The 21966-nt window shown below is 53.8% G+C and carries 14 protein-coding genes; 10 read left to right on the top strand and 4 right to left on the bottom strand.

Going from position 1 to position 21966, the window contains the following annotated elements; translation table 11 throughout:
* Positions 1-38 precede the first annotated feature (38 nt).
* From bcsA to C7433_RS17765, 8 genes are all read left to right on the top strand, one after another.
* Entirely contained in the window at positions 39-2147 is a 2109-nt protein-coding gene (gene bcsA / locus C7433_RS17805; RefSeq protein WP_006121414.1) for a UDP-forming cellulose synthase catalytic subunit, read from the top strand.
* The gene (gene bcsB, locus C7433_RS17800) at positions 2144-5008 is read left to right on the top strand and encodes a cellulose biosynthesis cyclic di-GMP-binding regulatory protein BcsB (protein WP_110268656.1); all 2865 of its coding nucleotides are present in this window, start codon (positions 2144-2146) and stop codon (positions 5006-5008) included. The genes bcsA and bcsB overlap by 4 nt, the downstream gene beginning before the upstream one ends.
* 11 nt (positions 5009-5019) lie before the next feature.
* Entirely contained in the window at positions 5020-8826 is a 3807-nt protein-coding gene (locus C7433_RS17795; RefSeq protein ID WP_039339203.1) for a cellulose biosynthesis protein BcsC, read from the top strand.
* Positions 8826-9272, top strand: a complete 447-nt coding sequence (gene bcsD, locus C7433_RS17790) for a cellulose biosynthesis protein BcsD (protein WP_039339205.1) — start codon at positions 8826-8828, stop codon at positions 9270-9272. Before C7433_RS17795 ends, bcsD begins: the two co-directional genes overlap by 1 nt.
* A 9-nt stretch (positions 9273-9281) precedes the next feature.
* On the top strand, positions 9282-10289 hold the full coding sequence (locus C7433_RS17785; RefSeq protein WP_033737323.1) for a glycosyl hydrolase family 8: 1008 nt from the start codon (positions 9282-9284) through the stop codon (positions 10287-10289).
* 186 nt (positions 10290-10475) lie between these two features.
* The gene (gene hmsP, locus C7433_RS17780; protein WP_110268655.1) at positions 10476-12485 is read left to right on the top strand and encodes a biofilm formation regulator HmsP; all 2010 of its coding nucleotides are present in this window, start codon (positions 10476-10478) and stop codon (positions 12483-12485) included.
* A gap of 215 nt (positions 12486-12700) precedes the next feature.
* A complete protein-coding gene (locus C7433_RS17775; RefSeq protein ID WP_172677667.1) occupies positions 12701-13990 on the top strand; it encodes a dicarboxylate/amino acid:cation symporter in 1290 nt (429 codons plus the stop codon).
* Positions 13991-14236: 246 nt separating this feature from the next.
* Entirely contained in the window at positions 14237-15745 is a 1509-nt protein-coding gene (locus C7433_RS17765; protein WP_110268654.1) for a pitrilysin family protein, read from the top strand.
* Positions 15746-15749: 4 nt separating this feature from the next.
* On the opposite strand, the gene C7433_RS17760 is transcribed toward C7433_RS17765, so the two are convergent.
* The 3 genes from C7433_RS17760 to C7433_RS17750 form a co-directional block, all read right to left on the bottom strand.
* On the bottom strand, positions 15750-16622 hold the full coding sequence (locus tag C7433_RS17760; protein ID WP_006121422.1) for an alpha/beta hydrolase: 873 nt from the start codon (positions 16620-16622) through the stop codon (positions 15750-15752).
* A 534-nt stretch (positions 16623-17156) separates the two neighbouring features.
* Positions 17157-17456, bottom strand: coding sequence for a hypothetical protein (locus C7433_RS17755; RefSeq protein WP_110268653.1), 300 nt, complete (start codon positions 17454-17456; stop codon positions 17157-17159).
* 65 nt (positions 17457-17521) lie between these two features.
* Positions 17522-18454 (bottom strand): sugar kinase, encoded by a 933-nt coding sequence (locus C7433_RS17750; RefSeq protein WP_110268652.1) that lies wholly within the window; start codon positions 18452-18454, stop codon positions 17522-17524.
* Between the two features lie 268 nt (positions 18455-18722).
* Between C7433_RS17750 and pdeH the strand changes: the two genes are divergently transcribed.
* On the top strand, positions 18723-19496 hold the full coding sequence (gene pdeH / locus C7433_RS17745) for a cyclic-guanylate-specific phosphodiesterase (protein WP_058701519.1): 774 nt from the start codon (positions 18723-18725) through the stop codon (positions 19494-19496).
* A gap of 63 nt (positions 19497-19559) precedes the next feature.
* Entirely contained in the window at positions 19560-21620 is a 2061-nt protein-coding gene (locus C7433_RS17740) for an AsmA family protein (RefSeq protein ID WP_110268651.1), read from the top strand.
* Here the strand turns inward: C7433_RS17740 and ppiC are convergent, their stop codons facing one another.
* Positions 21621-21902 carry a peptidylprolyl isomerase PpiC gene (gene ppiC, locus C7433_RS17735; protein WP_039339212.1) on the bottom strand — a complete coding sequence of 94 codons (282 nt, stop codon included), beginning with the start codon at positions 21900-21902 and terminating at the stop codon, positions 21621-21623. It abuts the gene before it with no gap.
* Positions 21903-21966: the final 64 nt, after the last annotated feature.

Below are 21966 nucleotides of genomic sequence, written 5' to 3'. Positions count from 1 at the left end.
CCGGCAGGTTAAAAAAAACAGCTCTTTCAGGGTGGGTCATGGGTAAACTTGGGTTTTACCTGCTGCTGCTGGTGCTTGCACCTGTTGCTGCGGTGATTATTATCACGCCGATGGATAGTCAAAAACAGTATATTTTTGGCTTGATTAGCATTGGTATGGTGTTTTTATTGGGGTTCAGTAAAAGCCGTAAAATAACGGTAGTGATGGTTATTCTTTCCGCCCTGATGTCATCCCGCTATATATGGTGGCGGACGACGGAAACACTGTATTTTAATTCTGAAATCGAAGCGATTCTTGGCATTGGCTTATATATTGCGGAACTGTATGTCTGGCTGATCCTTATACTCGGCTTCCTGCAAACCACATGGCCATTAAAGCGAACGATTGAACCCCTGCCGGAGGACACCAGCCTGTGGCCAACGGTTGATGTCTATATTCCCACGTATAATGAAAGTCTTGATGTCGTACGTGACACTGTTCTGGCCGCACAGTGCATTGACTATCCGCGTGACAAGATAAAGGTTTACCTGCTTGACGATGGAAAACGCCGGGAGTTTGCCGTTTTCGCGGCCGACGTGGGTGTGGGCTACATCACGCGCGACGATAACAGCCATGCCAAAGCCGGTAATCTTAATCACGCAATGAAGATCACAAAAGGTGAACTGATTTGCGTGTTTGACTGCGACCACGTAGCGACCCGCACATTTTTACAGGCAACGGTGGGCCCGTTCCTGAAAGATCCTAAGCTGGCACTGTTACAGACGCCGCACTATTTTTATTCGCCCGATCCTTTTGAACGCAATCTGCGCGCAGCGCGCAGTATTCCTAATGAGGGTGCGCTGTTCTATGGTCCGGTGCAGCAGGGTAATGACAACTGGAACGCGACTTTCTTCTGCGGTTCCTGTGCCGTCATTCGTCGTTCTGCGCTGGAAGAGATTGGCGGTTTCGCCGTCGAAACGGTGACCGAAGATGCCCATACGGCGTTGAAAATGCAGCGTCGTGGGTGGGGATCGGCCTTTCTGGCCATTCCTCTGGCTGCAGGTCTGGCGACTGAACGTCTGGGCCTGCACGTAATACAACGTACCCGCTGGGCCCGCGGAATGACGCAGATTTTCCGCGTCGATAACCCACTTTTGGGTCGTGGCTTAAAGTGGCAACAGCGGCTTTGCTATCTCAATGCCATGCTGCATTTCCAGTTTGGTCTGCCGCGCGTCATCTTCCTGACCGCGCCGCTGGCTTATCTGTTGTTCAATCTGAATATTATCCATTCGTCAGCATCGCTTATTTTTGCTTATGTCCTGCCTCATCTGGTGCTGTCGTTGTCGGTAAACTCGCGTATGAATGGCCGTTTCCGCTACACCTTCTGGGGGGAAATTTATGAAACCGTCATGTGTTTCCACCTGGTGATTCCGACGATTTTGACATTGCTGTCACCTAAGCATGGCAAATTTAACGTAACGGACAAAGGCGGCGTACTGGATCAGGGCTTCTTCGATTTCCATATTGTTCGCCCGCACGTCATCGTTGCGCTATTGCTCAGCATTGGCATCGTAGCGGGTATCGTGCGTGCGACGATGCATGACTATTTTGGTGTCGATCCTTACGTGATTGCCCTTAACGTAGGCTGGGCGATCTTCAGCTTAATTATTTTAATGGCCGCGATTGCGGTCGCGCGTGAAACCAAGCAGGTACGAAAAACGATTCGTATCGAGGTGCAGATTCCGGCCATTATTCATTACGCCAGCGGTATTTCCTCGCGCACTATGACCAGCGATCTCTCAATGGGAGGCGCGCATCTGGACGCACCGGATAACCGTCATGAGCATGACACGATTGAAGAGATCGATCTGTTGCTGAAATCCGGCACGATTACTATCCCGGCAAGCAAAATTTCCGGCGATGAAGAGAGCATTCGTCTCAGCTTTGGCGCAATGCCGCTGTCGCGTCGTCGCGAACTGGTGCGTGTGGTACTGGCGCGAGCGGATGCATGGATTCAGCCTGAATATAAGCAAGATAACCCCCTTACTTCTTTGGGTACCATTATTCGTACTGTTTTCGAACTGTTCTGGCTGACCTGGTTAGATCGCCGTGAGAAACGTAAAGGCGGAGCGCAAAACGTGGCGGTGAAAGAGGACAGTGCAGTATGAGAATGTTGATACAGTCGATGCTTGCAGGGTCGCTTTCGGCTGCATTGTGGGCTCTGCCGGCGTCGGCAGAGGCGCCCATTGCCGGTAATAACGCCAGCCTTACTGCGGTAAATAACGGCCAGACCACGGACAGCAATGCGGTGTTAAACAACAGCGCGGCACCGGAAAGTGGCGCGGTGCCGAATAACAGCGCAGTAATCAACAACAGCCCTGCGACAGGTAGCAGTGCTGCCCCGATCATGAGGACTGCAGCGGATGGTAATACCACCCTCAACAACAGCGCCGCACCTGGCAGCAACGCAGTAATCAACAACAGCTCTGTGCCAGATAGCAGTGCTGCCCCGATCATGAGGACTGCACCGGATAGCAATACCACACCAAACAACAGCCCAGCGCCAGACAGCAATGCCGGGCTGAATAACAGCGCAGCCCCAGCAGCCAGCACCGGGGCAGAGAACCCTGCGGTATCAACCTCAACTCATGAGGCGGCTTCCGGATCGGCGATGCCGAATGGCGGGACAGCCGCTGCGCCGTCTGCCAGCAGCCCTGCTACCGTCACCCATGACAGCAGCGCGCTGTCGAGCGTACCGCCACCGGCGGGGCTTGATAACGCAGAACCGGCCCTGGAAGCGGCGGCGGGTGCAACCCCTTATGCACCGGGTCAGGCTACGGCGACCGCGATGGCCAGCAGCATGCTCAATCAGCCCGTCAGCAGCACACTGAGCGTGGCGCAAATGGGGCAGCGGCAGGGGATTACGCTGACCGGTGGTCAACTGCAATCGGGTATCCTGTTTACGTTGCCAGGCGATGAGGTAGTGACCAACGCACGCCTTAACCTGTCGCTGCGCGTTTCCCAGGCGCTGGCGGCACGTAATACCTCTCTGCAGTTAATGTTAAACGGCCAACCGCTCGGTACGCTGCCGTTAGGTTCGGGCGACAGTGATGAAAGCGATTACCAGCTGGACATTCCGGCGGCCATGATCGTGTCCAACAACAACCTGAGTTTTAAAATTAACGACGCCGATAAGCTGTTGTGCGAAAAAGACAGTGCGGAACAGTATCAGGTGACTATTCTGCCCAAAACGATGTTGAGCCTTGAAGGCCAGCAGTTAAATATTGGCACCAGCCTGCGTAACTTCCCGCGGCCATTTATTGACCCGCAACGTATGACCGCAGCGGATGTCACGTTTGCCTTTACCAACAGCGTTTCACCCGACACGGTCACTGCGGCAGTGCTGGTGGCATCCTGGTTGGGCATTCAAAGTGATTACCGCGGCATCAGCTTCCCGGTTGTCCGCGGTACGCTGCCGGAAAAAAACGGCATCTTGTTTGGTCATCCCGGTGACAAGATTGGCACACTGACCTTTCCTGCCAGTTCAGGGCCCACCCTGCAAATGGTCGATAATCCAGGCAATCCGGTGTATAAGCTGCTGCTGGTGAGCGGCGCAGACGAAAATCAGTTGCGCCAGGCCGCGAATCGTCTGACAACCCAGCCCCTGACTACCGATGGCAGCATGTTACAGGTTAAGCCGCAATCCATTGCCAGTCGCAGTCCTTACGATGCGCCTCGCTGGATCAATACGCTCCATCCTGTCCGTCTGGGTCAGCTGTTGCGCAAAGATCAAAGCCTTACCGCGACCGGTATCTGGCACGATGCGATGCGGGTTAATTTCCGCGCAGCACCCGATCTGTTTTTGTGGGATGGGGATACGGTTCCGCTCCATTTGCATTACCGCTTTCCGTCAGAGACCTGGATTGATGAGAAAAACTCACTGCTCAATGTCACCCTGAACGGAACCTTCCTGCGTAATCTGACCGTCAATAAAGAGGGGCTTCTGGAAAACGTCTGGCACCGCCTGGGTGGCGATGCGCGTCAGGAGCATTACCAGATTAACCTCGATCCCTATCTGATTTACGGCGATAACCAGCTGGCGCTCTATTTTAATATTAAGCCCAAGGCGGATGCGCCCTGCGGCGTGTTACTCAACAACAATATTAAGAGCCGAATTGAAGAGGACTCCTGGATCGATCTGAGTCACACGCGGCACTTTAGCATGTTGCCTAATCTGTCCTACTTTGTGGGCGCTTCGTTTCCGTTTTCCCGTCTGGCGGACTTTTCACAAACCACACTACTGCTGCCCGGGCAGCCCAGCGATGCGGAAATTTCCACGCTGTTAAATCTGTCCGCTCGCGCGGGAAATGCGACGGGTGTTGTCCTGGCACAGAATCAGGTGTTGTTTGGTCTGCCAAACGGCGGCAATAACCTGGCACGGGTTCAGCAAACGGATTTACTGGCCGTGAGCACGACCGGAAACAGCGCATTCAATCAGGCAATGCTCGAAAACTCGCCTTATGACGCTAACGGCAGCGCGCTGGGTGTGAAAGAACCGACCACGCTTGAAAAACTGCGTAGCTGGCTGATGGGTGACTGGTATCGTCAACCACTGGATGCCGATCGCTATTTCTCTTCGAATGAGTCCTGGCGTGGTTTTCTGAGTTACCGCTCGACATGGAACCCGGATCGTCTGGTCGTGATGGCGGTTGCTACCAGTGACGACCAGTTGCTGAGATTACATGGTGACCTCAGCTCTGCCCGCATTAATGCGGCGGTAAGAGGCGATACTGCCATTATTACCGATGAGAATGGCATCCGAAGTTTCCGGGTTGGGCCGCAGTTTCCCAGTGGGGAAATGCCGTGGTACATGATGGTGGTATGGTATGCCAACCAGCACTCGGTATTAATGGCGCTGGCTGCACTGCTGTTTTCCGCCGTGGTAGGCAGTGCCGCGTGGGCCATGTTGAAACGACATGCCTCGCGTCGACTGCAGGCAAATGATAATCGCGATGCCGGTAAGAAGTAAGGGCCATAATAATGAATAAAAACCAAATCAGTGCCGGGATCTGTCGCGCGTTAGTGCTGGGCGGGACAATCGCCTTATCTCTGCCGCTTCAGGCAGCGGAGAGCAGCAATCCTGCGCTGCAGGCGTTATTTGATCAGGCAACCTACTGGCATCAAAAAGCGCACGATGATCTGGCGAAGGCGTCCCTGCAGAAAGTGTTAATGGTGGAGCCTGATAACACCCAGGCACTTTACCTGCTGGCGCTCTATTCTCAGCAAAGTGGCGATAATGCGGGTGCGATGCAGTACCGTGCGCGCCTCAGCCAGGTTTCGCCCAACGATCCGCACCTGGCTGAACTGGATAACGCTCGCCAGCTGCAAAGCATTCCTCAGGCACAGCTCTCCCTGGCTCGCCAGCAGGCGCGGAGTGGCAATATCGCGGCGGCCTTGCAAACCTGGCGCAATACCTTTAGCGGCAATGAGCCGCCCCCCAGCGTTGCTGCGGAATATTACCTGACCATGGCGGGTGACCGTGCCCTGCTGCCGCAGGCGATTGAAGCATTGCGCCAGTTTTCGGCTCAGCATCCGCAGGATATGGGGGCCAGACTGGCGCTGGGAAAAGCACTGACATATCAGGATTCAACCCGACGTGAAGGGATTGAGCTGCTCAGTACACTGGCCAGCGGCAATCAGGATGCCGATCGCTCTCTTCGCCAGGCACTTTTATGGCTGGGCCCCCAGGCTTCAGATGCGCCGCTTTACCAAACCTGGCAGCAGCGTCATCCCCAGGATACTGCGGTGATGGACTATTACCGTAAAAATGTCGGCGGCGCGGAGAAGGGGGCAGGTTTTAGCGCGCTGAACAGCGGTGATGTGAACAGCGCAGAAACCAGTTTTGGCAAAGTGCTGCAGGCGAACCCCCAGGATGCGGATGCGCTGGCTGGCATGGGTTATGTGGCTCAACGAGAAGGCCGTTATCAGGAGGCGGCGGACTACTTGCAGCGCGCGGCACAACTGGGCGGCGATCAGAGCGCCGATCGGCAGAAGCAGGCTGCTGATGCGCGTTTTTATGCCCAGTTAGCCAACGCCCAACAGGCATTTAAAAACGGTGACAGTGCGCAGGCACTGGCACTCAGCGCCCCCCTTACTCAGGCGGAAGGCGAAAAAGGCGTGGCAGCAGGCTTATTCCGCGCTGATGTGTTACGTCGAAGCAATCAACCTGAGCAGGCTGAGCAGGCTTATCGCACGATCTTAAAAAACGATCCGGATAACCGCAATGCGCGCGAAGGGCTGTTCTATGTGTTACGCCAGCAGAATCGCACTGCGGAGGCCAATACATTACTGGCTTCGCTGCCAGAAAGCGTCAGACAAAGTGTGGCGCCGCGTGGCAGCAGCGTCGATCCTGTTCGCCAGTTGGCGAAGCGGCAGGTGGCAGCGGGCAACATCAGTGCGGCTATCGCCACCTTGCAGCAGGGCATTCAGCGCTATCCGCAGGATGGCTGGTTACGCCTTGATTTGGCGCGACTTTATCGGCAACAAGGTGATTCAATCCAGGCGGCGAGCGTGATGCAGCCAGTGATGCGCGACGGCGCCAGCACGGCTGAGCTTTATGCCGGTGCGTTAAACGCCAGCGAAAGTGGTGCCTGGCAGCAGGCAAGCGCATTGCTGGCCCGTATTCCCGCTAGTGCACAAACGCGTGATATGCGGGAACTGGCACAGCGGGTAAATTTTAATCTGCAAATGGCCACGGCCGATCAGTATCTGGCTCAAGGATCTGATGCGGCAGCGGCGAATACGTTAAAAGCCCTTGCCGTCAACCCGCCGGATAATCCGGTTGATGCGGGAAATCTGGCACAGAAACTGGCAAAAGCCGGCGATCTTGCCGGTGCCGTAGCGGTCGTGCGTGGCAATATGCAACGGGGTGTTCAGGGCAATGCCGGTGACTATGCTGCACAGGTGGCCGTGCTGAACCAGGCCGGACTTGAGAGTGAAGCACAACGTTTTCTGAGCACGCCTGCGCTGCAGGCACGCAGTACGCCTAAGCAACTGGCCGACTTGCGTGAAGGCTATTTGATTAACGAGGTGGATCGTCTGCGTCAGCAGAAACAGTACGCCGCCGCGTACGATAAGTTAATTGGCGCGCTGCAGCGCGATCCACAAAACCGCGATTTAATGTTTGCCATGGCCCGTCTCTATCAGGACGGCAAAATGAATAAAGACGCGGGCGTCGTCTATGACTACTTAATGACGCAGGATACGCCGTCGCAGGACGCGCGCGTTGGCGCGATCAATGTTGCCCTGGCGCAAAACGATGTGCAGCGTGCCAATGAACTGGCCCGTGGCCTGACGCCCGACCCGACGCCGCAACGTCAGTTGCTCCTCGCGCAGGTGGCAGAAGCCAATGGCGACCATAGCCAGGCCATGCGTTATCTGCGAACGGCGCGGGGACAAATTATCGGTCTGCAAGGTGCGCAGCCCGGCACCACGCCAACCATCGGCGGACTGGCACTCGCTGACAACCCATTTGTGAACCGCAGCACTTCGCCTGTTGGGCGCACGCCGTCGACGTATGGCACGGTATTGCCCTGGCAGGTTGCGCCGGCCTCATCAGGCACATCGCCGGATGCCACCGTGGCCAGTACGACGAATGTTCCCTCTCAGCAGGCTCAGACGTTACATGATATTGATGCCATGATGGAAACCCTCCAGGAAAAAACGGGCACCTGGGCACAGGGCACGGTACAGGTACGCGGACGTGACGGTGAGTCGGGCCTGAGTCAGCTGACGGAAGCGAAAGCTCCACTCACTTTCTCAACTGTGCCGTTCGGCGACGCACGGTTCGACTTTACCATGACGCCAGTGTCACTGACGGCGGGCAGCGCTGCGGGCGATGCATGGCGGCGTTTCGGCACCAACGCACTGGAACAAGGCAAAGTGGTGGCGGCCAATGGCGCAAAAGTGGACGACGTGCCGACGGCCTCGACCAATTCGCAAACGGCCTCTGGGGTTGAGCTAAGCCTGGCGCTTAAGGGCGACAGCTACAAAGTGGATTTAGGCAGTACGCCGCTGGGCCAGGACCTGAATACGCTGGTCGGTGGTGTGCAGTGGTCGCCCAAAATCACGGACTTCCTGACGCTTATCCTGACCGGGGAACGGCGTGCGATTACTGACAGTCTGCTGTCCTATGTCGGGACTGAAGATAAATCCAGCGGCAAGCGTTGGGGGAACGTCACCAAAAACGGCGGTAATGCCTTACTGAGCTACGATAATGGCGACGCCGGCATGTATGTCGGGGCTGGCGCTTACAGCTATGTAGGTGAAAACGTAGCCAGTAACAACAACCTGCAAGCCAATGCGGGCGTCTATGTTCGTCCATTCCATGCTGACGATCGTGAACTTAAAGTCGGTATGAGTTTATCGTGGATGGATTTCTCAAAAAATCTCAGCTACTTCAGCTACGGACAGGGTGGCTATTTTAGCCCGCAGGATTATGCGTCCATCTCCTTCCCGATCGACTTCACGCGCACCTTCGATGACCTGAAGGTGAATATTGGCGGCGCGTTGGGTTACCAGAGTTACAGCCAGGATAAGAGTGCGTACTTCCCGAACGATCCGTCCCGTCAGGCACAGCTGGAAGCGCTGGCCGCCAACGGGCATGTCAAAAGCGCCTTCTACGAGGGCAACAGTAAAAACGGTGTAGGTTACAACCTGCATGCAGGTGCCGATTATAAAATCGATAAAGATGTCACGATTGGCGGGCAACTGGGTTATGACACCTTTGGTGATTATAACGAAAGCAGCGCGCAGCTCTATTTCCGCTACCTGTTCGGAGACAACTAATGAGTGAAGCTTTGAGTGGGCCGAGCCACCCACATCAGCCTGGCTGGTTTGATCTGGTCAGCGTTCTGGTCGAAGGCATGATTGCCAACGCGGGCCAGGAGCAGGCCACGGCTTTTTTATATAACATGGGTGAATCACTTGCGGCACGTTATGCGTTGCCCGCAGCCCGTACCGTGCAGGATCTGGAGCGTGAATGTAACCTGCAACTGGCCCGCTTCAACTGGGGGTTTGTTCAGTTACAGCCGCAGGATAGTGCCATCTTAATTAAGCACCACGCTGCACCCGCAGGCGACAGTTATCAGCCTGCCGCCGACTGGCAGACGGCATTTGCTGCCATTCTCGCGGGGCTTTTCTCCGGCTGGCTTCAGGGGCAGGGCGGCAGTAAAGCCGTACCGGTGACGCTGGAGCTTAATGACGGCAATACGTTGCATTTCCGATATCAATAAGGTGCTCTGATGAGACTTAAGTCAGTGTGGTCAGGAATTCTGGTCTGTTTTATGGTGATGTTTTTTAGTGCTCAGGCGATGGCCAACGGGTGGGATACCTACAAAAGCCGCTTCCTGCAGTCAGACGGGCGCATTATTGATACGGGAAATAATAATGTCAGCCATACCGAAGGGCAGGGTTACGGCATGTTGCTGGCGGTCGCCTACGATGACCGCGCGGCTTTTGACCGGCTCTGGAAATGGACTCGCACCACGTTGCGAAATCCGCAAAACGATCTGTTCTACTGGCGCTATATTCCCGGAGCACAGGATCCGGTAGCGGATAAAAACAATGCTTCTGATGGCGATGTGTTAATTGCCTGGGCGTTACAGCGTGCGGCGCAAAAGTGGAACGTCGCAGATTACCAACAGGAATCAGACCGCATTCAGCGTGCCATTGTAAAACTGGATGTGGCGAATTTCGGCGGTTACACCGTGTTGATGCCCGGTGCGCAGGGTTTCAACAAAAACAGCTATGTGGTGCTGAACCCGTCTTATTTTCTGTTTGTTGCCTGGCAGGAGTTTGGCCAGCGCAGCCATCTACAGGTATGGAATAAGCTGATTGACGGTGGAATGGCCTTGCTGGGCAAAATGCATTTCGGCAACAGCGACCTGCCGCTGGACTGGGTAGCGCTGAATGCGGATGGTTCCGTTGCGCCAGCGGTGGGCTATTCAAACCGATTCAGTTATGACGCGATTCGCGTCCCGCTCAACATCTGGTGGTACGATCCGCAAAGCTTGGCGCTGGGCCCCTTTCAGCGCCTCTGGCAAGGTTATAGTCGCACGAATACGCCAGCCTGGTTTGATGTTCTGGCCAATACGGCGGCCCCTTATAATATGGACGGCGGCTTACTGGCGGTACGGGATTTGGTGCTGAACCAAACCGGCTACCTGAGCGACAAGCTGTCGCCCGGGCAGAACTACTTTTCTGCCAGCCTCCAGTTGCTGACCTGGACAGCCTGGCAGGAGAAGCACTAAGCGCCTGATGCCCGCTCTGCGGCATGCTGTTCCGGCATGCCGCTTTTCTTATGGTCACTGACGTGACCGCAATTCCGATTCGTCTGCTTCCGCCCCCTTAAGCCACAAATACATCTTGCGATAGGATATACTTGACGCGCTTTTCTTTTCTGATGTCTACGCTCGTCACGAGCCGGGAGTGAATTTTTGCGCGTAAGCCGATCGCTGACGATAAAACAGATGGCGACAGTCTCGCTGATAGCGACAGTGACCATCAGCATTTTTATCGTTATCCAACTGTTTCATTTTGTGCAACAGCGCAGAATCGACTACGCCCAGCAGATGGAGAATATCGCGCATACCGTGCGTCAGCCGCTGTCTGAAGCGGTGCTGAAAGCGGACATCCCTCAGGCTGAACGCATTCTTAATTCGTTAAAACCTGCCGGGATTTTGTCGCGTGCTGATGTGGTGCTGCCGAATGCGTTCCAGGCGCTGCATGCGAACTTCGAAAACGAGAAACCCGTTCCCAGACTGATCGCCAGGATCTTTGAACTGCCGGTGCAAATCACCTTACCGCTCTACTCTGTTGAGCATACCGGTTTACCGAAGCCGCTGGCTTATCTGGTACTGCAGGCGAATTCATTTCGTGTTTACCAGTTTATTCTGAGCACGTTCTCCACGATGATCATCACCTATTTGCTGCTGGCACTCATCCTGTCCGTTTCAATTAGCTGGTGTATAAACCGGTTGGTGGTGCATCCGCTGCGCCGTATCTCCCGTGAAATACAGGAACTGCCACCGCAGGCGATTCTGACCCACAAACTGTCTGTGCCAGCCGATCACCGTGACGATGAAATCGGTATGTTGATTCGCAGCTATAACCGCAACCAGCAGGTGCTTGAGTCCATTCATGATCAGATGAGTCGGTTAACAACGCATTTCGACGTCACCGATCTGCCGAATCGGGCGCTGTTTTTAGCTTTACTGGAACAGTTTATCCGCGCTCGTCGCCATGCTTTTAGTGTGATGGTGATACGCATCGAAACCCTGCAGGAAGCGAATGGTGTACTCAGTGATGAACAGCGCGATACGTTGATGCTGACGCTGGCTGAGAAAATTCGCAGCACCATTGATGATCAGACATTGCTGGCACAGACTGCTACCAGTGATTTTGTCTTACTGATGAAATCAGCCAGCAACCCCTTTCGCGCGATGCGGCTGGCCCGCAATCTGATGATTCGCCTTAATCAGCCTGTCACTCTGCATCAGCTACAACTGCGACCCAATGCCAGTATCGGTCTGGCGTTAAGCGAAGAAGATGAAACGACGGGGGCTAATGAGATGCTGGATCGTGCGACCTCCGCAATGATGTCAGCCCGTCGTCAGGGCAAAAATCAGATCCTGTTTTATGATGCCGCCCTCACCGAACGGGCGCAAAAGCGCTTAACTCAGGAACACGATATCTTACAGGGCTTGCACGACGAGCAGTTTGCCCTCTATTTGCAACCCCAGATTGATATGCGCACCGGCAGGCTGGCGGGTGCGGAGGCACTACTGCGTATGCGTCAGGCGGACGGCCGGTACGGATTACCCGAAGAGTTCATCGCCAGCGCGGAAGAAATCGGGGTGATTTCAGCGATTGGCCGCTGGGTATTTGAAGAAGCATGCCGCATTCTGGCTGGCTGGCAGCGCCATGGGATGAGGGTCCCGCTGAGTATCAATATTTCTGCCGTTCAGTTACGCGATGTCAGCATTGTGAATCATCTGCAATCCTTGCTGGCGCGCCATTCAATTGCGCCAGGCACATTAGTGCTGGAGATTACCGAAACCGCGCAAATGGGCGATGCTGAGCAGGCTATTTCCCTGCTGCGGATGTTGCAAAAAACCGGCGTTGCCGTTGCACTGGATGACTTTGGGATGGGCTATTCCAATCTTAACTACCTGCATCAGTTTAAAGCCTTACCGGTTAACAAACTGAAAATGGATCGCAGCTTTGTTGCCGCGTTGCCTGAGGACGACACGATGGTGCGTATCGTGGCGGCCATTGCTGACATTATTGACCTGGATGTCATTGCTGAAGGGGTAGAAACCAGTGAACAGCGTGACTGGCTGCTGGCCCGCGGTATCACGATTGGTCAGGGCTATCTTTATTCTGAAGCCGTGCCGCTGGCGCAATTTACTCATCAATGGCTGGATAATGCCCTGGAGGAGGAATAACGCCCTGATTCCTTGATTTTGCGAGAAATTTAGTTACAAAACCCCTTGCTGAAGCGTTTCAGTTCAGAATTACGCGCCTATCATTTCCCCTGACTTTGCAGCCCTGTATTAATCACGTAAACAGAGTGTTATTTTCTGTCCACTGCCTGACCTGCCAGCCCTGTCAGACAGTCACAATAAAAAATCCGACAACATTACCTCTCGTTAGTGGATACCTGTTTATGAAACTATTTAAAAGCCTTTATTTCCAGGTTCTGGTCGCCATCGCCATCGGCGTGCTTCTGGGCCATTTCTATCCTGATTTAGGGACGCAGATGAAGCCGCTAGGGGATGGCTTTGTTAAACTGATCAAGATGATCATCGCCCCCGTGATTTTCTGCACAGTCGTTACCGGTATTGCCGGAATGGAAAGCATGAAAGCCGTGGGTCGCACCGGTGCGGTTGCGCTGCTTTACTTTGAAATCGTCAGTACCCTTGCGCTGATTATCGGCCTGATCGTCGTTAACGTTGTGCAACCTGGCGCGGGAATGAACGTTGATCCTGCGACGCTGGATGCCAAAGCGGTTGCCATCTATGCGCAACAGGCTGAGCAGCAAGGCATTGTGGCCTTTTTACTGGATGTGATTCCGGGTAGCGTGATTGGCGCCTTCGCCAGTGGCAATATCCTGCAGGTATTACTGTTTGCCGTGCTGTTTGGCTTCGCATTGCATCGTCTGGGCAACACGGGCACATTGATTTTCAATGTGATCGAGAGCTTCTCAAAGGTCATTTTCGGCATTATCAATATGATTATGCGCCTGGCGCCTATCGGGGCCTTTGGTGCCATGGCCTTTACCATTGGTAAATATGGCGTAGGTTCACTGGTGCAGCTTGGCCAGCTCATTATCTGTTTCTATATTACCTGTGTGCTGTTTGTCGTCGTTGTGCTGGGGCTGATTGCCCGCCTCTTCGGTGGCTTTAGCATCTTCAAATTCATTGCCTACATTAAAGAAGAACTGCTGATTGTTCTGGGAACGTCCTCATCCGAATCGGCGCTGCCGCGTATGCTGGATAAGATGGAGCGGCTGGGTTGTAAGAAATCCGTGGTGGGACTGGTCATTCCCACAGGTTACTCCTTTAACCTGGACGGTACCTCTATCTACCTGACGATGGCGGCCGTTTTCATTGCTCAGGCAACAAATGCGCATATGGATATCTTCCATCAGGTTACCCTGCTGGTGGTATTACTGCTCTCTTCTAAAGGGGCGGCGGGCGTTACAGGCAGCGGCTTTATTGTTCTGGCTGCAACACTGTCGGCAGTGGGACATTTACCCGTCGCCGGCCTGGCGCTGATTTTGGGTATCGACCGCTTTATGTCAGAAGCCCGTGCGCTGACGAACCTGGTAGGTAATGGCGTAGCAACCGTTGTGGTCGCGAAATGGGTTGATCAACTGGATAAAAAACAGTTGGGTGAGACATTAGCGGGCAAAAATGGCGCAAAAGACCCGTCTGAATCCACGATTTAATCCTTGAATGTGATTTAATCCTCTCAAATGCCCGCTGTCACTTGCCCTGACAGCGGGCATTTGGATAATAACCCCACTTGTTTTTTTTCAACGTTTTTCACTTCGTTGCGTGACATCCCGGTCTTCCTGTGGTCAAACCTGTTGTTAATGATCGGCAGCGCGAATCGGCAATGACCGGTTCGCTTATAAACGCGGCTAAACGTGCCAGTGATAACGATTTTTTGAATTGTTTGAGTAGGGGTTCACATGCAGGGCACCAGAATTCGGCTTTTGGTTGGTGGACTAGTGCTGGCAGCGACCAGTTACGGTGCATCCGCTGAAACGCTGCAACCTGATCCAGCCTGGCAACAGGGAAAACTGGACAACGGATTTAGCTGGCAACTGTTGGCAACACCGCAACGGCCAAGCGACCGCATTGAATTGCGTATGGTGGTTAACACAGGCTCACTGGTAGAAAGTGCGCAGCAAACCGGTTTTAGCCACCTTTTGTCACGTCTGGCGCTGGTTCATAACACCGCACTGGATACAAATCAGCAGCGTGCTTTATGGCAGCAGGGCATCGATCCACAGCGCCCGTTACCGCCCGTCATCACATCGTATGATTACACGCAGTATAACTTAAGCTTACCCAATAACCGTCCAGACCTGTTAAAGGAAGCCCTGAACTGGCTGGCTGCGACGGCTGGCGATATGGCGATCACTAATCAGGTGGTGGACACCGCGTTATCTGCTTCCGATCCGGTTAAAACCTGGCCAACGGATACGCAGGATGTCTGGTGGCGCTACAGACTGAAAGGGTCCGCGCTATTAGCACACGATCCGGCAGAGAAACCGCGCGCGCCGGTGGATATCGCACAGCTAAAAAGCTTTTATCAGCAGTGGTACACGCCGGATGCCATCACTCTGTATGTGGTCGGCAATGTCGACAGCCGTAGTTTTTCTGAGCAGATCAATAAAGCGTTCTCCTCGCTGGAAGGCAAGCGCAGTTCGGCTGCGCCGGTGCCGACCTTGTCCCCGTTATCGCATGATCCAGTGAATCTGGTAAGCGGCAGCGGCGCGCAGGACCGCCTTTCTCTGGTGTGGGATACACCCTGGCAGCCTATCCGTGATTCACAAAACCTCCAGCGTTACTGGCGGGGCGACCTGGCGCGTGAGGCGCTGTTCTGGCACGTTCAACGTGCGTTGAGCAACAGCAAAGCGCAGGGCGTTCAGGTTGGCTTTGATTGCCGGGTGCTTTATCAACGCGCCCAGTGTTCCATTAATATGGACACGCGCAACGACAGCCTGGAACAGAATATGAATCTGGTGGCACGTGAGCTGGCCGCCGTACGCGATAACGGTTTGCCTCAGGAAGAGTTTGACGCGCTGATGGCTCAGAAGCTGCTGGAACTGAATAAGCTGTTTACCACCTATGCCCGCACTGATACGGACGTGCTGATCAGTCAGCGCCTGCGCTCGCAACGTAATTCCGTGGTGGATATCGCGCCGGAACAGTATCAAAAGTTGCGGCAGGATTTCCTGGCAGGTCTGACACGTGATCAGATGAATCAGGAATTACGGCAGCAGCTCAGTCAGGAACTCATGATGGTGCTGATTCAGCCGGAAGGCGAAACAGAAACCAATGTGAAAAGCCTTAAAGCTGACTGGGACAAACTGATGGGGGAACCTGCTCCGTCGGCAGTGCAGTCAGGCGGCACTGACGTCAGCCAGCCGGAGAGCAGCCCCGCAGGTGACGCTGCCCCACCGGCCTCCTGATTGATCAGGTTTTTGCCCTGAGCCATTCGGTCACCAGCATCGGCCAACTGGCAAGGGGCAAATCCGCTACACCACGAATGCCGAAGCCGTGCCCGCCTTTCTGATAAAAATGCACTTCCACGGGGACGTTATGTTCCCGTAACGCGCTAAAAAATACCATGCTGTTATTCACTGGCACGTCATCATCATCGGCGGCATGAATCAGCAACGTAGGCGGCACCTGACTGTGAACCCGGGTCTCGAGTGAATAAGCATCGATAGTTTTTTGATCGGGCCAGGCACCTAATAAGCGTGTGCGTGATCCTTCATGGGCCAGACCATCGCGCATACTGATGACCGGATAAACCAGAACCATTGCATCCGGCCGAGGCGACAGGTTTTCTGCACTGTCCTGAACGGGATAAAGTTTTTCGCCGAAACGCGTACCCAGGCTCGCGGTGACGTGGCCGCCAGCAGAAAAGCCCATCATCACAATATATTTTCCGTTTAGCCCGCGCTGTGCCCGTTCACGTAGTACGCGCACGGCGCGCTGTGCGTCGGCCAGCGGTGCATCTGGTCCTTCGTGATGTCCATCATAGGGCAGGCGATAAGTCATTACCGCCAGGGTATAACCCATCGAAGTAAAGAACGTTGCCAGCGCACTGCCTTCACGATCAATCATGATGCGCTGGTAGCCGCCCCCTGGCGCAACCAGCAAGGTGATGCCATTGGATTCAACAGGATGCCAGATAGCCATTTCCGGGCAGCGTACACCGGTTGCTACGCGGTCGTAGGGTTCATACTCTTTTGCGGTATCCACAATCTGGGGCTGAGCACGAGAATCGCTGGCGCCTGGCGCATCACCATTTGGCCAGATATTAATAATTTCTGTATTCATAGCAGTGTCCTGATGCGAGAGATGTTGTCGTTGTTTTGTTCGCGGCCGTGAGAACAGCATCCTGCTGTCGCTGTTTAAAAGATGGCCTGTTTTAATGTAATCGTCCAACCTAAAAGCGGTTTATACATGAGATTCGGACTATGCCTGGCGTTGAAGCTGCCTGGCTAACTTGATAATTTAAAAGGAATAAAAACGCATTAAGATTAGAAACTGTTAACAGATGAGGACCAGAGGCGACGGCGTTAAAACGGCTGAGCTGACTTAAGCTAAATAAGCGGTTTTTCATGTTGCCCTGACGGAAATAGCAGGAATTTATTCCCCTGTGATGTTTCAGGAAACATAATGTCTGGATGCCGGACGGTACGATGCCATTGCGGCTCAATATATCGTCCCGCTTCATGGGGGCTTATTAATCGTCAGTGTATCCTGACCGTCAACTCTCCAGAAGGCGTTCAGGTGGCGTTTCAGTAACAGCCCTCCGGATCACGGAACTGTCCCCTTGATTTACCTTCGTGAACAGTTTTGGCGGCTTTACTACGGTGTCCCACGGTTTTCTGCCAACGCTGTTAGCGCATCGACGTCATTCTGCGCCTTTGCGTTGATGGCAAAAGCCATGCCTTTGAAGCTGCCTTCAGCGAGCGCAGGCGGTACCGTATCGTTGAATATCCTTTTCCTGCGGATAACGTCTGGGCTTCGTACCGCGGTTTTTGAAAAACAGGATGGGGGGATTTGGCTCAATAATCTGCGTCTTACACCCACTCGCTTTGTAAAAGCCTGACGCTTTTTCCCTGTCGCGTATACCAGACAGACCAGATTAATGCGCTTCGTATCCACCCCCGTTTTCCTTCGGGCACAGACATGCTGCCTGTACCGGTGTCCCCGTTATGAGCGACTGGCAATCATTCCGGCATTGCCGAACGCGGAATGATCGCACCGCGGTACTGAATCACTGTGCTGGCGGTGAGATGACCGCGCCGTGCCGCTTCTTCTGTCGTCGCGCCGACAAGTCGCCTGGCCAGGTAGCCCGCACTGAATGAATCCCCGGCGGCCGTGGTATCGACAATCTTTTCTGTTGGCAGCGCGACGGAAGGTACCTCGGCCAATGGCTGGTCTTCAAACGCAATCAGGCACGATTCTGCCCCGCGTTTGATGACGACTTCCTTTACGCCCGCATCACGTGCGCGGGCAATGACGTCCTCAACAGACTGTTCGCCCCATAACTGGTGCTCGTCATCCAGCGTCAGGAACGCCATATCCGTGTTTTCGAGCATTGTCCGGTAAGCCTGGCGAGTAGTGACCTTATCTTTCCACAAGCGCGGGCGGTAATTATTATCAAATATCACTTTCCCCCCGTTTGCCCGACAGTCTGCGAGCAGCTGCATGAGCCGGGCGCGACTGTCGTCAGGGAGGATAGCCAGGCTGATTCCGCTCAGATAAAGATAGTCGTAATGTTTAAGCTGTTGGCAAATATCGTCGGCACCCGGGCCATCAAGCCAGTAACGGGCTGCCGCATCACTGCGCCAGTACCAAAAGGAGCGTTCGCCCCGATCGTCGGTTTGGATCATGTACAAACCCGGCATTTTGTTTTCAAGGCGCTGGATCAGTGCAGTATTGACGTTTTCCGCCTGCCAGCGAGTCATCATCTCTGCACTAAAGGGATCAATGCCCAGTGCGGTGACATAATCAACCCGTACATCCTGTTGACTGACCTGCCGGGCCAGATAAACCGCAGTATTCAGCGTGTCACCGCCAAAGCCGCGTTTGAGGTTCTCACCCTTCTCGGACAACTCAATCATGCACTCACCAATAATAGCGATCTTTATCTGCGTCATGGTTTCAGGCCTGTAGTAAAAGTTCGCTTCAGTCTCGCGTTTGTAAGGCCTGTCGTCAACTTTTTAAAACAGTGTTTTAATTTAATTTAGGGCGCTAAAACATGATAATTAACCCGATAACGCGCCCTGTTTCGGCGATTGTCGTGTCAAAACTCGCGTAGACTCGTGGCTCCTATGTGGCCAGATTTTCACTATGTATCGAAATACAAACGATAATTGCCGCTAAGCCGCCCAAATGAAGGCGCTTACTATCAACCAGGAAAAGACCATGGTTATGGAGAATATTAGTCAATGGCTACCTTCTTCAGTTGACATCACTCCCCAGCAGAAAAAGCGCCTCTTCTGGCGACAGTGTCAACGCCAGTATACCTTTCAGCCTATCTACAAAGTCTCTGGGCGGCTGTTGGCGATTGAGTTGCTGACGGCGGTCATGCATCCGTCTGAACCTGAAAAAAAACTCTCCCCGGAAGCGTATTTTGCTGAGCTGGAGGTAGCAGAGCGCCTTGACGTTGTGCAGGAGCAGTTAACGTTGCTCAGCCAGTGGGAAGCTTTCTTTGCCGATAATGAGGTCATGGCATCAGTCAATATTGACGGCCCCTCTCTGTCATTAATACAACATCATCTGCCGATTCGCAGCCTTATCACCCGATTGCCCTGGGTGCGCTTTGAACTGACCGAGCACCACGTTTTGCCTCAGGAAGAGATGGTGGCGCAAATGCCGGAGTTGGGGCCGCTCTGGCTGGATGATTTCGGCTCAGGGATGGCAAATTTTTCTGCCCTGACGGAGCTGAAATACGACTACATCAAGTTGTCGCGCGAATTGTTTATTTTGTTGTGTGCATCGGGGGAAGGGCGAACACTCTTTCCTATGCTGTTGTCGCTGATTAACCGCTACTGTAACGGCGTTATTGTTGAAGGCGTGGAAACGCAGGATGAATGGGAGCAGGTAAAAGCCTCTCCGGCCATTGCGGCGCAGGGATATTTTTTCTCACGCCCCGCCCCTTTTTCGGAACTGGCGTACCTGCCTGTCCAGCTTGATTGATCCCTTCCGGCTCGCTCTCGACTATCTTTAACGGAGACCGTGAAAGAGCAGGGAGGATGCCTAATGTCACGCGCTGGAAAAATAGTCAGTTGGATAGCGGGAATTTTAGTCCTGGTGATCGTCGTCGTGGTCATTGTCATTGCCACATTCGACTGGAATCGCCTGAAGCCGACCATCAACAAAAAAGTCTCAGCAGAACTGAACCGACCTTTTGCCATTCGTGGTGATTTGGGTATCGCGTGGCAACGACAACGCGACGAACCGGGATGGCGCAGTTTTATCCCCTGGCCGCATCTGCACGCCGAAGACATTATGCTGGGCAATCCGCCTGATATTCCCGATGTCACCATGATTCATCTCCAGCGCGTCGACGCAACGCTTGCGCCGCTGGCACTGCTGCACAAACAAGTCTTTATCCCCTGGATAAAGCTACAGCAGCCGGATGCCCGGTTGATTCAAACCGCCGACAAGAAAAACAACTGGACGTTTACGCTCGCTGAAAGTGACAGCAAAGACGACAATGCACCGCCTTCTGCCTGGTCATTTCGGCTGGACAATATTCTGTTCGATCAGGGAACTCTGCTTTATCGCGATGCGGTTAACAAGGCTGATGTCACTGTAAAACTCAATTCGCTTGGCAAACCTGTGCCTTTCGCGCAAATCGCGGGTGGAGACGACAGCCAAAAAGGGGCGGGCGACTTTGTTTTCGGCTGGCAGGCTGAAGGGCGCTATAACAATGAAAAACTCACAGGCCAGGGTAAGCTCGGCGGCATGTTATCACTGCGAAGCCAGACGACACCGTTCCCGGTGCAGGCAGATGTCCGTAACGGTACTACACGGGTACAGCTTTCTGGCGGTGTGCAGAATCCGTTAAATCTGGGCGGACTGGATGTGCGTTTGCGTTTTTCTGGCGACACGCTGGCGAATCTGTATGGCCTGACGGGCGTGTTGTTACCGGATACGCCGCCCTATGAAACAGATGGTCGCCTTATTGCTAAATTCACTGGTAAAGACGGGTCTGTTTTCCGCTATCAGGCATTCAATGGGCACATTGGCGATAGCGATATTCATGGCTCCCTGACCTACAGCCAGGGCAAACCTCGCCCTAAACTGGTAGGGGAACTGCGATCTGACCAATTGCGTATGGCAGATTTGGGGCCGCTTATTGGCGTTGACTCCGGCAAAGGCAGTGAGAAAACGCAACAGGCTAAGGCAAAGCGCGGCGAAAAATCGACACAGCCTGCCGATCGTGTTTTGCCTCATGATCAATTCGATACGAAAAACTGGTCGGTGATGGATGCTGACGTGAAGTTCAGTGGTAAACGTATCGAACACAGTAATTCCTTGCCGTTAAGCGATCTTTACACGCATTTGCAGCTTGATAACGGTAATCTTCTGCTCGATCCGCTGCGTTTTGGCATGGCCGGGGGCAACCTGAACAGCACTATTCGTTTAGAAGGCGATCGCTCTCCCATGCGAGGCCGCGCGGATATTCATGCGCGCAAACTTCGCCTGCGCCAGTTGTTTCCCAATGTACAGGCAATGCAAAACAGTCTGGGACAGCTTAACGGTGATGCCAGCTTGACGGGCACGGGCAATTCCGTGGCTGACCTGCTCGCAACCAGTAACGGCCAACTCAAGCTGCTAATGAACGACGGACTGATTAGCCGCAACCTGATGGAGATTGCCGGATTAAATGTCGGTAACTATCTGGTTGGTAAGCTGTTCGGTGATGATGAGGTGCGCATCAACTGTGCGGCAACGGATCTGAAATTGCAAAACGGTCTGGCCACGCCAAACCTGTTTGTGTTCGATACGGAAAATGCGGTCATCAACGTGACGGGAAATGCGAATTTCGCCACTGAACGTCTGGACCTGTCTGTGAATCCAGAGAGTAAAGGCATTCGTATCGTGACCCTGCGCTCACCGCTGTACGTCCGTGGTACGTTTAAAAATCCGGATGCTGGTGTGAAGACCGGGCCACTACTGGCGCGTGGTGCGGCAGCCGTTGCCCTGGGTGCCGTGGTAGCACCGGCGGCGGCCTTACTGGCACTGATTTCCCCCAGCGATAATGATGAAAATCAGTGCAGCCGGGTATTGCAGCAGATGAAAAGCAAAAAATAATCAGTTGCGATAGAGCACTTTGATGATGTGATAACCAAACGCGGTTTTCACCGGCCCAAAGGGTTGTAACAGTGGGCAGGTGAAGGCCGCTTTATCAAATGCAGCTACCATCTTTCCCCGCCGGAATTCACCCAGATCGCCGCCGTTTCGGCCTGAAGGGCAGATGGAGTGTTTTTTAGCAAGCTGCTGGAAATTCTCCCCTTTTTTCAACTTCTCCAGCAAGACTCTCGCCTCTGCCTCCTGTTTCACCAGAATATGTAAAGCCGCGGCAGTTTTCGCCATGATGGTGTCTCTGTTGTGTATAATTGCCCTCCATTATAAACCCGTCTTTTCAAATCGCAGAGAC

Source organism: Pantoea sp. PNA 03-3, assembly GCF_003201175.1.
Taxonomy (GTDB): domain Bacteria; phylum Pseudomonadota; class Gammaproteobacteria; order Enterobacterales; family Enterobacteriaceae; genus Pantoea; species Pantoea stewartii.
Note: the sequence above shows the minus strand (reverse complement) of the source record. Positions and strands in the feature narration are given on the sequence as shown.

Excerpts from the sequence above, each read along its gene's own strand:
- bcsA (WP_006121414.1), top strand. The coding sequence starts at position 39 with ATGGGTAAACTTGGGTTTTACCTGCTGCTGCTGGTGCTTGCACCTGTT.
- bcsB (WP_110268656.1), top strand. The coding sequence starts at position 2,144 with ATGAGAATGTTGATACAGTCGATGCTTGCAGGGTCGCTTTCGGCTGCA.
- C7433_RS17795 (WP_039339203.1), top strand. The coding sequence starts at position 5,020 with ATGAATAAAAACCAAATCAGTGCCGGGATCTGTCGCGCGTTAGTGCTG.
- bcsD (WP_039339205.1), top strand. The coding sequence starts at position 8,826 with ATGAGTGAAGCTTTGAGTGGGCCGAGCCACCCACATCAGCCTGGCTGG.
- C7433_RS17785 (WP_033737323.1), top strand. The coding sequence starts at position 9,282 with ATGAGACTTAAGTCAGTGTGGTCAGGAATTCTGGTCTGTTTTATGGTG.
- C7433_RS17765 (WP_110268654.1), top strand. The coding sequence starts at position 14,237 with ATGCAGGGCACCAGAATTCGGCTTTTGGTTGGTGGACTAGTGCTGGCA.
- C7433_RS17760 (WP_006121422.1), bottom strand. The coding sequence starts at position 16,622 with ATGAATACAGAAATTATTAATATCTGGCCAAATGGTGATGCGCCAGGC.
- C7433_RS17750 (WP_110268652.1), bottom strand. The coding sequence starts at position 18,454 with ATGACGCAGATAAAGATCGCTATTATTGGTGAGTGCATGATTGAGTTG.
- pdeH (WP_058701519.1), top strand. The coding sequence starts at position 18,723 with ATGGTTATGGAGAATATTAGTCAATGGCTACCTTCTTCAGTTGACATC.
- C7433_RS17740 (WP_110268651.1), top strand. The coding sequence starts at position 19,560 with ATGTCACGCGCTGGAAAAATAGTCAGTTGGATAGCGGGAATTTTAGTC.
- ppiC (WP_039339212.1), bottom strand. The coding sequence starts at position 21,902 with ATGGCGAAAACTGCCGCGGCTTTACATATTCTGGTGAAACAGGAGGCA.